We start from the raw sequence: 16,570 nt of genomic DNA on the forward strand, positions 1-16,570 counted from the left end.
CATATTGCACAATTTTTTTACTAGGGCTTAACATATTAGTATCATAATTCGCAGTAAGCTTTTGAAAGACGGAATAAAATAAGCATAGGGTAGAAAGAGGAGTAAAAAAATGAAAATTGCGGGAATAGTTGCGGAATATAATCCGTTCCATAACGGACACAAATATCAGATACAAGCCACAAGACAGGCTGGCGCAGAGGGTATCGTCGCAGTAATGAGCGGCGATTGCGTGCAGCGTGGCTCAACGGCTGTTTTCTCAAAATATGACAGAGCGCAGGCTGCTATAAGAAACGGTGCAGACCTTGTTATAGAACTGCCATGCCCGTTCTCATGTTCAAACAGTGAGGTCTTTGCAAGAAGTGCAGTAAGGCTTCTTGCAGGTCTTGGGGAGGACGTGGTAACGACCTTGTCTTTCGGCTGTGAAAGCGGTGATAGGAACGCCCTTGAACAGGCAGCTGAAATATCCGCAATGCTTGAAAATTCACAGCAGGTAAGAGAACTTTTATCTCAGGGAAAGTCCTACCCGCAGGCTATGTATGAAGCCTCCATAGGTCTTTATGGCAGAACCGCCGAAGAGATATTCTCCACACCAAATAACGTTCTTGCAGTGGAGTATATAAAGGCGGCAAAGCGTATAGCCCCATGGCTAGTGCCTTATGCCGTAAAGCGTGAAGCTGTTGCACATGATTCTCAGGCAGAGTCTGGTGATTTTGCTTCGGCTTCTCATATAAGAGAGCTTATAAAAGAGGGCGGTGAGTGGCAGAAATTTGTTCCATATGATTTTGAGGGCTGTAAGCCGTCCTTTACCCGGCAGGCAGGCAGAGAAATGCTTTTCAAGCTCTGCACAGCTTCAAGAGAAGATTTTCTAGCCCTACCTGACTGCGACGAACACCTTGCCAACAGATTTATGTCTGTCGTAAGCTCCTGCCCTGAAACTATGGATATCTTTGAACAGCGTATAAAGTCAAAGAATATCACCATGGCAAGAGTAAGAAGAATGGTCCTGCACCTTGTTCTCGGCATCAGAAAGGACGATATCAGACAAGTGCCATACGGCAGGATACTTGCCTTTAACCGCACAGGCACACGCATACTTGCGCAGGCTGAGAACAGAACTCTTGAGTATGATACCTCGCTGAAAAAGCTTGAGGATATCTCCGACTATGCAAAGCGTGTTGCTTTCCTTGAAAAGAACGCAGTAAGACTTAGAGAAACAGCGGCATACGGAAGATGTATTTCAAACGAGTATACAAGAAAGATAACCATAACCTGAGATAAACAGGAGGGCGGAACATGAGAAGAATGAAAGGTGCGGCAGGGCTTTTGACAGCTTTGCTCTTGGCTTTTCAGCTTTCGGCGCAGACTTTTGCACTTGCCAACGAGGATAACGGCATAAAAGTCGTTCCCGTAAACTTTACCCATAACGGCTATAGCTATGAGATAGAGGGCGTGGCCAAAAGCACAGACGGTGACTATCAGATAAAGTCCCCTGCAAGACTAGCCGCCCGAAAGCTCCCATCCACCTATGACCCAAGAAGCTCAGGAGAGATCACAACAGTAAAAGATCAGGCTTCAACAGGTGCTTGCTGGGCATTCTCAGCCCTTGCCTGCGCAGAACAGGATCTTATCAAAAAGGGGCTTGAAAACCCCTCCGCAGAATTTTCCGTGCCTGCCTTGGTGATGTCCTCAAATTCAGGCACAGCCACAGGTAAAGACGATTTCTCATCAGGGGGAAACTGGCTCTTTGCGGCCTCCGCTCTTGCAAATGGTCAGGGACTATGCTATGAGGATTACGAGCCGTTTTTAGAATCCGGCACAGAGAATATGATAGTTTCCGAAAATAAGAAAAGCGTCAGCGAATACAGGCTGAATTATGTCATGGAGCTTTCAAGCACCACGCAGGTGAAGCGTAAAATAATGGAGCTTGGAGCAGTTTCCGCAAGCTATTTTGCAGGAAATGGCTATATGAATCATAACAATACTGCCTACTATGATCCCGACGCCTCAAAAAACACTATCATAAATCATTCCGTCACAGTGGTGGGCTGGGACGATAACTACAGTAAGGATAATTTCAGATATAAGCCTGCCAATAACGGCGCATGGCTTGTGAAAGGCTCGTGGGGTGCAGATCAGGACAATGACGGCTTCTATTGGGTGTCCTATGACGAAGCCGAGTTCGGACAGTTTTGCTGCTATGACTTTGAAGAAAGCTGTGATAATACATATCACTACAGCAAAATGACAGGCTATGTTGTGAACGCCAGCAACGACGGCTCTGTTTACGGTGCAAATGTTTTCACAGCTAAAGCCGATGAAAAGCTTGATAAAGCAGGCTTTATGTATGTGGGCAAAACGGGCAGTGCGGATTACACCCTAAGCGTCTATACCAACGTTTCCGACAGCGACCCTATAGGCGTCCTTGAAACGCAGATAAGCGGCTCAGTGTCCACAAACGGCTTTTATACAGTTGACTTTCCCGAGGATATCCTCCTTGAAGAGGGCGAGAAATATTCCATTTCAGTAAAATTCAGCGGCGACAGCGGCAGGGGATATCTCCTTGCAGAAAGCGACCGAACATCAAATGCACAGTCAGGGCAAAGCTATGTTTCCCTTAACGGCAAATATTGGTCTGATGTTGGAGCAGATAAGACCGACTCCATAGGAAGTCTTTTTATCTATGCTTATACTGACGATACTGCAAAGCCCGATAAAAGTTCACTTGAAAGCGCCCTTGCGAAGTACGGCACATTTGCAGGCTGTGAAAGGGAAGCAAACAATGCCCGAACGGTGCTTGCAGATGAAACTGCTTCCAAGAACGATATCTCAAACGCACAAAAGCTCCTTATCTCCGCCGCAGAAGAACAGGACGAAACCCTTGTTATAACCACCGAAGACCAGTGGGAAAGCTTTGCAAAGCGTGTCAGCAGTGGCGAAAGCTTCGAGGGCAAGCTAGTCACCCTTGAAGCTGACCTTAACTTTGACGGAAAAACTATCTCACCCGTAGGCGATTCTGAAAACCCATTCATGGGCTATTTTGACGGCAACGGACACCTTATAAAAAACGCAGTTATCTCCTCAGGGGAGTATTCAGGGCTTTTCGCATACATAAAAAATGGTGCAGAGATAAATAACATTTCCCTGAAAAACTGTATAGTGAAAGGCGATTACGCAGGTGGAATAGTGGGCTTTTATCAAGGAACAGCCATAAAAGCCTGCACCTTTGACGGCACAGTGTCAGGAGAAGTCTATTCAGGTGGCGTCATAGGAAGACAATCCTGCGGTATCATAACAGAGTGTTCTTCAAACCTAAGGGAAAACAGCTCCGCCATTACAAATGCCTTTATAGGAGGCAGGGATATTGCCGTTTCCGTTGTGAACGCATACGGCTGTTACAGCAATGACAGCGATAGCCTGGTTTCAAGCCTTTCCGCAAAAAATGCACTTTCTCAAGGGGCATATGCAATGAACACCTACGGTGAAAAGTTCAAAGACAGCGCAAAGTGGACAATGGACGGCACTCTTGTGCGCCAGACCTCATATAGCGAGCAGGCTTCCCATAAGATAACATTCTCCGCTGTGGCACAGACCATAGAAGTCTGCACCGACTATGCAGGCAAAGCCGTGTTCCCGAATGTGAACGTTCAGCAGGGCTTCACTCTCGGCTGGTATCGTAAAGGTGAACCTGTGAACAGCAACACAGTTTTCACAGAAAACACCACAGTTTCCGCAAAAGTCACCCCAAGTGACAAAGCAAAGATAGATTATATCCTGAATGGCGGCGAAAACAGCCCCCTCAACCCTGATGAGCTTGGTGAGGGCGAAACCGCACAGCTTTCCGCCCCCACAAAAGAGGGCGCACAGTTCACAGGCTGGTATGCCGACTCACAGCTTGAGAGCGAGCCTATAACGTCCGTGAGCTTTTCAGACGGCTCAAAGACGCTTTATGCAGGCTGGAAAGCCAATACCTGCAAGGTCGATTTTACCGATATAAACGGCACAGTTTTGTCATCTCAGACCGTAGAATACGGCAAAAGTGCCGATCCGCCCAAAGCACCGACCATAAAAGGCAAACGCTTTACAGGCTGGGATAAAGACTTTTCAAAAGTCACATCCCATATGACAGTGCAGGCGGTCTATACCGACAGAAAGCTTATAAAAGACTGCGAGATATCAGGCTTTAAAACATATATGACATTCACAGGCTATGAGCTTGCTCAAAGCAGTATAACGCTTTCCTATGGTGATACCACTTTGACAAATAATAAAGACTATACCATTGACTATGCCGATAATATAGCCGCAGGCAAGGGCAAAATGATAATAACAGGCATTGGCGGATACAGCGGCACTATAGCCAAAGCATTCGACATTCTTCCAAAGTCCGCCCAATTGACAAGCGTCTATTATGTTGATACGCTCTCCTACACAGGCAAGCCTATAATACCTGACGTTATGGTAACAGACGGAGGAAAATTTCTTCTTCCTGAACATGATTATACTGTTTCCTATAGCTCAAATACAAAAATAGGCGTTGGAAAAATGATCATAAGCTTCATGGGCAACTATCAGGGTACGATAACAAAAACTTTTACCATTTATCCTGCAAAACAGGAGATACAATCTCTGCAAACAAGATATAAAGGCTTTTTTATCGACTTTGCTCAGAAAGGCTCAGCCACGGGATATGAATTGCAGTACAGTACACGCTCTGACTTCGCAGGTGCAAAAACCTTGATCATATCCTCAAACAAAACGGATAAAAAGACAGTTTCAAACCTGACGGCAGGGAAGAAATATTATGTAAGAGTGCGTTCGTATACAATAGTCGGCGGCAAGCGTTATAATGGCGCATGGTCTGATACAAAGAGCGTGACCACCGCAAAATATGATATTGCCAAAGCTAAGGTCGCAGGCATAAAAAACAAGTCCTTCACAGGCAAGAACATCACCCAAAGCATAACAGTCACATATTCGGGCAAGACCCTTAAAAACGGCACAGACTATATAGTGAAATATTCCTGCAATAAGAATATAGGCACAGCTAAGGTAGCAGTAACAGGAAAAGGCTCGTATGGCGGAGTGATAACGAAGTCTTTTGTCATCACCCCCGCAAGGCAGACCATACAAAAGCTCATGCCAGTGAAAAAAGGCTTTTATATAGACTATGCACAGAAAGGCTCTGCTACAGGCTATGAGATATCCTACGCTGAAAATATATCTTTCAGCGGTGCAAAGACAGTTAAGGTGACCTCAAATAAGACCGACAAAAAGACCGTAACAGATCTTAAAAGCCAAAAGACATATTTCGTCCGTGTGAGAAGCTATACAGCCACAGGGGCCAAGACCTATTTCGGACAGTGGTCTGATATAGCCAAAGTTTATACCAAATAATTATCCATGTTATCGGGAGGGATAGCAATGATCACAAAAACAAAGCTTGTAAAAAGAATATTCTCATCGCTCTTGACAGCCGCACTTGCAGTTCCAATGACGGCTCTCACTGCCCATGCAACAGGGGAGGCTTTCTTCTATCCGCCTAAAAACCCCGTCATGACCGATCAGCAGTTTGAAGTGTCCGTGACATTTTCTGCAGATTCAGAGATAGGAAGCGTTCAGGCAAATATCGCCTATGACGATTCCGTTATAGAATTTGTGTCAAGCGACAACGCCTCAGGCGGTGGAGGAGTTCTTACAGTAAACGGATTTCCTGATACCCCCTCTTCAGAAGTGGATCTCAGCTTTACGTTCAAAGGTCTGTCGGCAGGAAATGCAAATATAAGCCTGCAAAGCTGTCAGATATATTCCCCTGATTCAGAGCTTATCGGCTCGCCTACCGCCTATTGTGTCATAACAGTTGGAGGCGATAAGGTGGAAACCAAGACCGAAACAGAAACCACGACCACCACCGAAAAGACCACTACCACTACCACCACTGCCACTAAGACCGCACCTTCAAACGGCATACCCGATAAAGGCGTTCTTACAGCCCTGACAGTGGATAACGGCGAGCTTTCTCCTGCCTTTGCCTATAATGTCTATAACTATACAGTGAACGTTGACAATTCCGTTACCAATGTTGAGATAGAGGGAACAACAGCAAGCCCCTCTGATTACATATGGTATACAGGCACAAGCGAGTGTCAGGTGGGCGAAAATGTACGAACCATAACCGTCACAGACGTTGACGGCAATGCCGCCACCTATACTGTCACCATAATAAGAGCCGCAGGCGGAGATGAACAGCAGACCCAGACCGTCCAAAAGAAAGACAGCTCCGATACTTCATCTGCCGTGTCCAAAAACGCAAATGTTATGGACCAGTATAAAAAGATGCTCAATACAGCCCTTGCTATCGTCCTTATTGTCCTTGTTATTGCACTTGTAGTAATAATTATCTGGATAAGAGGAAAGATCAAAGGCGGCAAAAAGGATAAATAAGTTCTGTGTAAAGAGATGATAAACAGCCAAAAGTGGCGTATCAACGTGCTTTTGGCTGTTTGTGACAGCATTTTTCACTCTGCTTACACGAATACACATTTTTTTTACAAAAATCACACAAAAACAAGTATAATTTCGACACCTGCCAGAGTATAATGTAAACATGCTGATGGTGATTCAGTTTAGAGAGTGGCTCCAATAGGGGCTGCTTTTTTTATGCTCCAAAAACTTTTTTCATGAATTCTTCTGTGGAGATGATCCCGCTGCGATTGTATCTGTAAAGACCAAAAAGGCAGTGTTCATCTTCTTTTTTTATTATATTGATTTTTTCCTCTACTCCAAGACTAGCCTCAAACCCCATGTTCTTTACGAGCCGACTTGCACTTTCGCAGGTTATGCCGAAAGGATATGTGTAAACGTTTGGCTGAAAACCACAGTGTTCATCACAAAGCGTTTGAAGCTTCGTGATGTCGTTAAGAAATACCTTTCGGTAATCCTCGTAGCTTTCTCCCTCCAGCTGACCGACTCCACGCCTGCCTTCAAGATTGTGCATATCGTAAGAGTGATTGCATATCTCCACATGACCGCTGTCACGAAGCACCGAAACGTCCTGCCAGTCAAGATAAGAGTAAGCAGGATCAGGCTCAGCCTCCTCGCAGGCAGCGTCAGTGTAAGCCCCCACAATAGATACAGTGGCTTTCATATCGTATTTTTCAAGAAGCGGCAGAAGATATTCTCTGTAGTTGTAAGTGCCGTCATCAAAGGACAGTATGATAGGCTTCTCAGGCAGCTCGCCCCCACGCTTCACATATCTTATAACGTCATTTACAAAAACAGTAGTGTAGCCGTTCTGCTTCAGATAAAGCAGATCCTTTTCAAGCTCGATAGGCGTTATGACATACTCACCGCTGCGATCTTCGTTTTTTACAATGCTGTGATACATTATGATCGGAAGCTTTATCCCATCTGTTTTTTCTTCTTTTGCAAAGGTTGGCATAACAGCCACCGCCGCCAGCATAGAAAGCACAGCTATAACACAAAGCATCACCCTTTTTCTTATCCTTAGACTTATGTACATATTTTATTTACCCCCTTTTTTACCTATTCTTATTCACCTCTATATCATTAATTGCATCATAAGTTCACAAAAAATATGCTTGTGGTACTTGAAATAATTGTGCAATTATGATATAATAAACACGTAATATCGCAGTGTTGTTTGCTGCGTTAAAAACAAGTTCATAAGGGGGAACTGTATATGAAAACGTTGCGTTCAAAGCTGCTTTTGGCAATGCTTTCAATCGCACTTATCATCACGGTGCTGCTCAGCTTGGTTTCCGTGTATTTTATAAACGTTTCTGCAAAGGATACGCTCAAAAGCACCGCTGAACCACTGGCTGTTCAGGCGGCTAAGAATTTTGACTCGACGATCAGCTCTTATACGAATAATATAGTTTCGACCGTAAAGTCTGATTCTTTTTTAGGGGCAAAAACTGATGCTGACAGACTAAAGGCGGTAAAAAGTGGCTTTGCAGACAACACAGGCTTCTATCTGAATTTTACAGTTTATGACAGCAATGGCATTGTGCTTGCAACAGATAATGAAATGGTATCGTCATCAGTTGAAAAGGAGCACATCATAAGCGCTTGCGAAAGAAGCTCGGCCTATATAACCGATATATATACCTTTGGCGGTAAGAATTATTTTTCTATACTTGCTTCAACAAAGTCTGGTAACACAGAACAAAAAGTCGCTTGTATTACCATTCAGAGCGATATGCTTATCAATGCTCTTAATGAATACACCTTCGGAAAATCCGGCTATGTTTATCTTGTTGGTAAAGACGGAGAGATCCTTCTTCATAAGGATACAGATCAGATAGGTAAAAATGCCCTTGAGATCGGTAAGAAAGATGAAGAATATACGGAAGTGACAAATGCCGTTGAGAAAATACTTGCAAATAATAGCGGTACAACAGAGTATAAATTTAAGGATAACAATTATATCGTGGGCTATTATGGTTCGTCATATTTTGACGGTACTGTCGTCATGGTTACAAATGTTGCCGACTTCACCACTGCAAGCTCCAGCGCACTTACTAATATCATTGTAATGGGCGTTGTGCTTATGTGCCTGACGGTGCTGTTCTCTCTGCTTTTTGCAAAGAGGATAACAAAGCCTATCATTTCTACCACAAACAGACTTCGTTCTCTCGCACAGGGCAACCTTACCGACCCTGTTGACGTGTGGTATTCAAAGGACGAGCTTGGCGTCCTTTCAAACTCTCTGGAAGAAACTATCGTCTGCCTCAGACAGTATATCAACCTTATTACAGTGGCTCTCACCCAGATATCCGAGGGTAACCTTTGCCACAGAATGGAAGGCACTTTCAAGGGCGACTTCTATAAGATAAAGAGTACGTTTAACGAGATACTCGACTCTCTGTCTGATACCTTTGCTTCTATCAATATGTCAGCCGAGCAGGTGAACTCAGGAGCGGTTCAGGTGTCAAATATCGCACAGTCTGTATCACAGGGTTCTACACAGCAGGCTTCTGCAATCGAGGAGCTTTCCGCTACCCTCAGTGATGTTTCAAAGCAGATAACTCAGAACTCTGAGGACTCTAAGAACGCTTATAATATCGTACTTAAGAATACCGAAGCCGTTGACAACTGCAACAGCGATATGGGCAACATGGTAAATGCCATGAATGCTATCCATACTGCTTCCGATGAGATCTCAAAGATAATCAAGGTCATTGACGAGATCGCATTCCAAACAAATATCCTTGCCCTTAACGCCGCCGTAGAGGCCGCAAGAGAGGGTTCAAAGGGCTTTGGCGTGGTAGCAGACGAGGTAAGACGTCTGGCATCAAGATCAGCCGAAGCCGCAAAGCAGACCGCTTCACTTATCGAAAACCAGTCTGCCGCTGTTTCAAAGGGCTCTAAGATAGCCGAAGAAACTGCTGATTCGCTGAACAATATCGTAAGCAATTCAAATACTATAAAGGATCTCGTAAAGAATATCTCAGACGCTTCTGAGGCGCAGGCAGAAGCTATCGTTCAGGTAAATACGGGAGTAGACCAAATATCAGCCGTTGTATCAGCCAATACCTCAACTGCAGTCGGTTCAGCTTCCGCAAGTGAAGAGCTTTCAAGCCAGTCGCTTATACTAAAGAATATGATAGCACGTTTCAAACTTAGCGAGAACAGTGAAAAGGATAAGAAAGAGCATCAGACTTCAAGGTTCACATATATTGGCGATGAGCCGGAAAGCGAGGCCACCCCTGAGGAAACTCAGCAGGATATCACTCCTTCCGACGAAGCCGATATAGAAGATTTCAGCACAAGCGATAAGTATTGATATCGTTGATAATGATAGAATTTCATTGAAAGGACTTGGTAAAATGAAGAAAAGAATAGGCATACTCACAAGCGGAGGAGATTGTCCGGGACTTAACGCAACTATCAGAGGCGTTGCAAAGGCTTGCTATGAAAAGTTCGGCGAAGACGTCCAGATAATCGGCATAGAGGACGGCTATTATGGGCTTATCAATAATATGTGCAAGGAAATGAAGCAGTCTGACTTTTCAGGTATCCTTACCACAGGCGGAACTATTTTCGGCACAAAGAGAACGCCTTTCAAGAAAATGCAGGTCATCGAAGAAGATAACGTGGATAAAGTAAAGGCTATGAAAGAAACCTATAAAAAGCAGAAGCTCGATTGCCTGCTCACCTTGGGCGGCAACGGCACTCATAAGACCGCTAACCTCCTTTCAACCGAGGGACTTAACGTTATCGGCCTGCCAAAAACTATCGACAACGATATCTGGGGCACAAGCGTAACATTCGGCTTCCATACCGCTGTTGACACAGCCACAGACGTTATCGACAGACTTCATTCCACAGCCAATTCCCACGGAAGAATACTCGTTGCAGAAATAATGGGCAATAAAGCCGGCTGGCTCACCCTCTATTCAGGTATCGCAGGCGGTGCAGATATGATAGTCATTCCTGAAATACCATATGATATCGAAAAGCTTGCCGCTGCCTGCGAAAAGAGAGAATCAAAGGGATTTTCTATCCTCGCCGTAGCTGAGGGTGCTTTTGATAAAGAAGAGGCAAAGCTTAAAAAGAAGGAAAGAGCAAGACTCCGTGCAGAACAGGGTCTTACAACTGCTACCCCTAGAATTGCAAAGCAGATAGAAGAGCTTACAGGCAGAGAAACAAGAGTTTGCGTGCCTGGTCATATGCTCAGAGGCGGCAGTCCGTCCGCTTACGATAGAGTGCTCGCCACAAAGTTCGGCGTCCATGCCGCAGAGCTTATCGCAGCCGATAAATACGGCTATGCAGTGGCAATGATAAATGAAGTTGTGTCAGAAAACCCACTTTCAGAAGTCGCAGGCAAAACAAAATTTGTCCCTGCCGACCACCAGCTCGTCAAGACCGCAAAGGCTCTGGGCGTCGCTTTCGGTGACTGATAAATGCAAAACAAAAGCGGTGCAGCATAAACTGTGCCGCTTTTTAGGTTTGTTTCCGTAGCGGCTACCTGAGGTCGCCCGCCTGATCTCCGACAAATCATATGCTTGCCACAAAACCTATAACATAAAAAAGCTCCGCCTTCCTGCGGAGCTTTTCTTGTATCTATCTTAGCCGATAAGCCAGTCATACATTTCCTGATATTTGTTAGCAGAAGCCTGCCATGAGAAATCCTGTGCCATTGCAGATTTGATAAGTCCGTTCCATTCGTCACGTCTGTCATCAAATATGTATTTTGCGAACATAACAGTGTTGTACATCTCGTGTGCATTGTAGTTTGCAAAGCTGAAACCAGTGCCGGTCCTCTCAAACTGATTGAACGGCTGAACAGTATCTCTCAAACCGCCGGTTTCACGAACGATAGGCAACGTGCCGTAACGCAGTGACATAAGCTGTGAAAGTCCGCATGGCTCGAAAAGGGACGGCATAAGGAATGCGTCAGCTGATGCGTAAATGCGGTGGCTCATTTCCTCACTGTAGTAAATGTTAGCAGAAACCCTGTCAGGATACTTGCCTGCAAACCAGCGGAACATATCCTCATATTTCTGCTCGCCCGTGCCAAGCACAACGAACTGTATGCCCTGTTCGCACATTCTTTCCATCATGTATGCAATAAGGTCAAAACCCTTCTGATCTGTCAAACGGCTAACAATGCCTATCATAAAGCGATTGTCGTCCTGCGCAAGACCAAGCTCAGCCTGAATTGCTCTCTTGTTGTGTATCTTCTTCTCAAGCACGTTGTCATAATTGTATCTTACAACAATGTTCTTGTCCGTGTCAGGGTTGTAATCAACGTAGTCGATACCATTGACGATACCACGGAGATCGTTAGCCCTTGCCCTCATAAGTCCGTCAAGACCCTCGCCGTAGAACTGAGTCTTTATCTCCTCTGCGTATGTGTTGCTGACAGTTGTGATAGCGTCAGCATAAACAAGTCCGCCCTTGAGCATATTTCCGTCAACGCCAGTTCTCAGCTTGTCGATAGTGAAGTAGTAGTCAGACAGACCGGATATCCTCTTGAACTGCTCAACTCCGTCATTTCCCTGGAATTTCAGATTGTGTATAGTCATAACGGTCTTTATGCCACGGAAGAAATCTCCCCCTGCAAAGCTGTCATGAAGATATACAGGAATAAGACCCGTCTGCCAGTCGTGACAGTGTATAACGTCAGGACGGAAATCAAGAAGCGGCAGAGCAGAAAGCACAGCCCTGTCAAAGTACATGAACTTTTCTATATCCCAGTGATGCTCAGTGTAAGGCTTGTCACCGGTGAAATAATGTTCGTTGTCGATAAAATAGAACGTAACGCCATCATAAACGCATCCAAGTACGCCCACATATTGGCTCTGACCTGCAAAGTCCATGTAGAAATGCGTTTTGTACTGCATCATGTCTTTCCACTGCTGTTTCATGCAGGAATATTTAGGAAGAATTACTCTGACATCATAATACCTCTTGTCAAAGCACTTAGGCAGAGAGCCAACAACGTCAGCAAGACCGCCTGTCTTGATAAACGGAACACACTCCGAAGAAGCAAACAAAACTTTTTTCATATTCAAGTTATCCTTTCCAACTTAATTCTTGAATTTTCAGGGCAATAATTATCGCTATTGCCAATGTGTACGTAACAATTATAACACTTTTTGTTGAAAACGTCAAGAGCAAAACCTCGTTTGCACCATAAAAGCGCAGTGATGAAAAATTAATAATTAAAAGTAGACATAAGCCTCTTTGTGTGGTATAATAAAGTGTCAAAGTATAATTATCAGATATAGGAGAGTTAAAATGATAACAGTATCAAACGTAAGCCTTTCATTCGGTGGTCAGCTTCTTTTCAAGGACGTTGACCTTAAATTTACAAACGGCAACTGCTATGGCATAATCGGTGCAAACGGTGCAGGAAAGTCAACATTTCTGAAGATCCTCTGCGGTGAGATAGAGCCTACCACAGGCGAGGTAGTTATCTCAAAAGAGGACAGACTTTCAGTGCTTCGTCAGGATCACTTTGCATTTGACGAGTATACAGTTCTTGAAACTGTAATAATGGGCAATAAGCGTCTTTATGAGATAATGAAAGAAAAGGACGAGCTTTACGCCAAGGAGGACTTCACCGAGGAGGACGGCGACAGAGCAGGACAGCTTGAAAGCGAGTTCGCAGAGCTTAACGGCTGGGAGGCTGAGTCTGACGCTTCAAAGCTCATTCAGGGTCTTGGTCTTTCCGAGGATATCCTCTATTCACAAATGTCTACCCTCTCAGGTAATGAAAAAGTCAAGGTGCTTCTTGCACAGGCACTTTTCGGCAACCCTGATATCATCATGCTGGACGAGCCTACAAACCACCTTGATATCGACGCTATAAGCTGGCTTGAGGACTTCCTTGCCGACTATTTCGGAACTGTCCTCGTTGTATCCCATGACAGACACTTCCTTAATAATGTTTGTACCCATATCGTGGATATCGACTATACAAAGATAAAAATGTATGTTGGTAACTACGAGTTCTGGTATGAGTCCTCACAGCTCATGCAGAGAATGATAAAGAACCAGAACAAGAAAGCCGAGGAGAAGATCAAGGAACTCCAGGAGTTCATCAACCGTTTCTCAGCAAACAAATCAAAGTCCAAGCAGGCTACCGCAAGAAGAAAGCTTCTTGATAAGCTCACAGTCGAGGAAATGCCTGCCTCATCAAGAAAATATCCTTTCATAGGCTTTAATATGGATAGAGAGCTTGGAAAAGACGTACTCAAAGTCAACGGCATCTCAAAAACAGTTGACGGAGTAAAGCTTCTCAATAATGTTTCCTTTACCCTCAGCCGTACCGATAAGGTCGCTTTCATCGGCGAGTCCGAGCAGGCTATCACAATGCTTTTCAAGATACTTGCAGAGGAAGAAGAGCCGGACGAGGGCAGCATTAAGTGGGGCGTTTCCACTTCACGTTCATATTTCCCTATCGACAACTCAGCCTACTTCAACGATAATGACGAAAGCATAGTTGACTGGATAAGAAAATATTCCACTTCCGAAGTAACAGACACCTACCTCAGAGGTTTCCTTGGCAAAATGCTCTTCTCAGGGGACGAGATATATAAGCCTGTAAAAGTTCTCTCAGGCGGTGAAAAGGTAAGATGTATGTTCAGCCGTATGATGCTCTTCGGCTCAAACGTTATAATGCTTGACAGACCTACCAACCACCTCGACCTCGAATCTATCACAGCCGTGAATAACGGACTTAGAGATTTCAAAGGCGTCGTAATTTTCGCATCTCATGACCACGAAATAGTTCAGACAGTTGCAAACAGAATAATCGAGATAACCCCCGACGGCTGTATCGACAGACAGGGAACATATGAGGAGTTCCTTGATTGGCGACGTGAGCGTGGCATGAAGTCATTTATAGAGTAATTTTATTATGGAGAAGTATCCAAAATGGCAAAAATGAAAAACGTGACCGTAAGAGGTTACAATATTGATGACGTTCCTGCAATGGCAGAGATATGGAACGAAGTTGTAAAAGAGGGCAATGCCTTCCCACAGAAAGAAACTCTCGACTATGAGGGTGCGAAAAAGTTTTTTGCTTCACAAACATTCTGCGGTGTTGCAGAGTATGAGGGCGAAACTGTAGGGATGTATATCCTCCACCCTAATAACGTTGGCAGATGCGGACATATCGCAAACGCAAGCTATGCCGTAAAAAGCACCTGCCGTGGCAAAGGAGCAGGAAAGGTCATAGTCGAACATTGTCTTTTCATAGCAAAGCAGAAAGGCTTTAAGGTGCTCCAGTTCAATGCCGTTGTTGCATCAAACGTCAAGGCGGTAAAGCTTTACGAAAACCTCGGCTTTGTTAAGCTCGGCACTGTACCGAAGGGCTTTGAAAACAAAGAGGGCGTCTTTGAGGATATCATTCTTTTCTACCACACTCTTTGATTAGTGAGGAGTTAGGAGTGAGGAGTGAGGAATTAAGGTATCGCCTGCGGCGATGATATTTTTTTGAATATTGAATTTTTATAGGTATTGAAAGGTGAAAGAAGTATGTTAAAAGTAGCAAATATTTTTTCAAACGATATGGTGCTCCAGCGTGACAAGAACATAACAGTCTGGGGACTTGGGGACGAGGAAAGAACTGTCACAGTTACTCTTAACGGCGTGTCAGTCCAGACGCAGGTCTGCGACGGCAGGTGGACAGCCGTCCTCCCTCCGATGAGTGCAGGCGGAGAGTACGAAATGACAGTTTCAGACGGCTGTACAGAGAAAAAATTCTGCCGTATCATGATAGGCGAAGTGTGGTTCTGCGGCGGTCAGTCAAATATGGAGCTTGAACTTCAAAACGCAAAGGGCGGTAAAGAAGTCCTCGAAAACCTCACCCCTGATTGCAACGTAAGATTTTATTACACTCAAAAGCGTGGCACTCTTGACGAAATGTTCTATGAGGATGAAAACAATACCGCATGGTCGCAGGCTTCAAAGGATAATTCAAGGGCATGGAGTGCAGTGGGCTTTTTCTTTGGAAGAAAGCTTGCCAAAGACCTTGGTGTAACAGTAGGACTTATCGGCTGTAACTGGGGCGGCACATCAGCCTCCGCATGGGTAGACAGACCGACCCTTGAAAACAACGCTGAAATAAGAAGCTACATAGACGAGTATGAAAAACGTATTGAGGGCAAAACTGTCGAGGAGCAGATAAAAGAATACAGAGATTATCAGAAATTTGAGCGTGTGTGGGATAAAAAATACGGTGAGCTTCTGCAAAAAGACCCAACAATGAGCTGGGAGAAAGCAAACGAGATCCTTGGCGATAAGAATTGGCCGGGTCCAATAAACTGCGTAAACCCATTCCGTCCAACAGGACTTTTTGAGACTATGGTGTCAAGAGTTTGTCCTTATACAATAAAAGGCTTCCTCTATTATCAGGGCGAGTCTGACGACCATAAGCCGGACAGCTATTACACCCTCCTCACATCTCTTATCAGGCTTTGGAGAGAGAAGTGGGGCGACGATGAGCTTCCGTTCATAATCGTCCAGCTCCCCATGTTCAAATATGCCGCAGACCCTGATTATAAGCATTGGTGTAAAATAAGAGAGGCTCAGATGAGAGCATATAAGACAGTGAAAAATACAGGAATAGCTGTTATCTCAGATTGCGGTGAGTTCAACGAGATCCACCCAAAGAATAAAGTACCCGTTGGCGAAAGACTTTGTTTGCAGGCAGAAAAGCTTTTCTACGGCATGGACGTAAAAGCATTCGGACCTATCTATAAGTCGCTGGAGTATAAAAACGGCGGTATAGAGCTTAGCTTTGACCATGCCGAAAATGGCTTTGTAGTAAAGGGCGAAGCACAGGGCTTTGAGATAGCAGGCAAGGACGAAGAGTTCGTAAAAGCCGATATCACCATAAACGGCAGTAAAATTTTCATCAAGTCAGACGCCGTTGAAAAACCTCTATATGCAAGATATAACTGGTTCAACTATTGCGAGGTAACTATCTTCAATGAAACAGGCATACCACTCGCACCATTCAGAACAGAAAAATAATACAAGGGGGCTGTAAAAAAAGTCCCCAAGAAAAAAGGCTGCGATCTTGCCAAAAAGCAAG

At 44.6% G+C, this 16,570-nt stretch carries 10 protein-coding genes; 8 read left to right on the forward strand and 2 right to left on the reverse strand.

Features of this window, described 5'->3' with window-relative positions:
• Window positions 1-109 precede the first annotated feature (109 nt).
• Genes WS40_RS07025 through WS40_RS07035 form a run of 3 tightly spaced genes read left to right on the forward strand, consistent with a single transcriptional unit; the run spans window position 110 to window position 6,441 of the window.
• Window positions 110-1,273: a tRNA(Met) cytidine acetate ligase gene (locus WS40_RS07025; protein WP_046441364.1), complete on the forward strand. Its 1,164-nt coding sequence runs from the start codon at window positions 110-112 to the stop codon at window positions 1,271-1,273.
• 20 nt (window positions 1,274-1,293) lie between these two features.
• On the forward strand, window positions 1,294-5,394 hold the full coding sequence (locus WS40_RS07030) for a C1 family peptidase (protein WP_046441366.1): 4,101 nt from the start codon (window positions 1,294-1,296) through the stop codon (window positions 5,392-5,394).
• A 27-nt stretch (window positions 5,395-5,421) separates the two neighbouring features.
• Complete coding sequence (locus tag WS40_RS07035) at window positions 5,422-6,441, forward strand: cadherin-like beta sandwich domain-containing protein (RefSeq protein ID WP_046441371.1); 1,020 nt, start codon at window positions 5,422-5,424, stop codon at window positions 6,439-6,441.
• A 214-nt stretch (window positions 6,442-6,655) separates the two neighbouring features.
• Here the strand turns inward: WS40_RS07035 and WS40_RS07040 are convergent, their stop codons facing one another.
• Entirely contained in the window at window positions 6,656-7,519 is an 864-nt protein-coding gene (locus tag WS40_RS07040; RefSeq protein ID WP_046441372.1) for a polysaccharide deacetylase family protein, read from the reverse strand.
• A 180-nt stretch (window positions 7,520-7,699) separates the two neighbouring features.
• On the opposite strand from WS40_RS07040, the gene WS40_RS07045 reads away from it, so the two are divergent.
• Both WS40_RS07045 and WS40_RS07050 read left to right on the forward strand, forming a co-directional pair.
• Window positions 7,700-9,805 carry a methyl-accepting chemotaxis protein gene (locus tag WS40_RS07045; protein WP_325208472.1) on the forward strand — a complete coding sequence of 702 codons (2,106 nt, stop codon included), beginning with the start codon at window positions 7,700-7,702 and terminating at the stop codon, window positions 9,803-9,805.
• Between the two features lie 43 nt (window positions 9,806-9,848).
• A complete protein-coding gene (locus WS40_RS07050) occupies window positions 9,849-10,922 on the forward strand; it encodes a 6-phosphofructokinase (protein WP_022286606.1) in 1,074 nt (357 codons plus the stop codon).
• Window positions 10,923-11,090: 168 nt separating this feature from the next.
• Here the strand turns inward: WS40_RS07050 and glgA are convergent, their stop codons facing one another.
• Window positions 11,091-12,533, reverse strand: coding sequence for a glycogen synthase GlgA (glgA, locus tag WS40_RS07055; RefSeq protein WP_046441374.1), 1,443 nt, complete (start codon window positions 12,531-12,533; stop codon window positions 11,091-11,093).
• Between the two features lie 232 nt (window positions 12,534-12,765).
• On the opposite strand from glgA, the gene WS40_RS07060 reads away from it, so the two are divergent.
• From WS40_RS07060 to WS40_RS07070, 3 genes are all read left to right on the forward strand, one after another.
• Window positions 12,766-14,382 (forward strand): ABC-F family ATP-binding cassette domain-containing protein, encoded by a 1,617-nt coding sequence (locus WS40_RS07060; protein WP_046441376.1) that lies wholly within the window; start codon window positions 12,766-12,768, stop codon window positions 14,380-14,382.
• Window positions 14,383-14,406: 24 nt separating this feature from the next.
• The gene (locus WS40_RS07065; protein ID WP_022286603.1) at window positions 14,407-14,904 is read left to right on the forward strand and encodes a GNAT family N-acetyltransferase; all 498 of its coding nucleotides are present in this window, start codon (window positions 14,407-14,409) and stop codon (window positions 14,902-14,904) included.
• Between the two features lie 105 nt (window positions 14,905-15,009).
• On the forward strand, window positions 15,010-16,509 hold the full coding sequence (locus WS40_RS07070) for a sialate O-acetylesterase (RefSeq protein WP_022286602.1): 1,500 nt from the start codon (window positions 15,010-15,012) through the stop codon (window positions 16,507-16,509).
• The last annotated feature ends 61 nt before the right edge of the window (window positions 16,510-16,570 follow it).

Source organism: Ruminococcus sp. N15.MGS-57, from assembly GCF_000980385.1.
Classification (GTDB): Bacteria; Bacillota; Clostridia; order Oscillospirales; family Ruminococcaceae; genus Hominimerdicola; species Hominimerdicola aceti.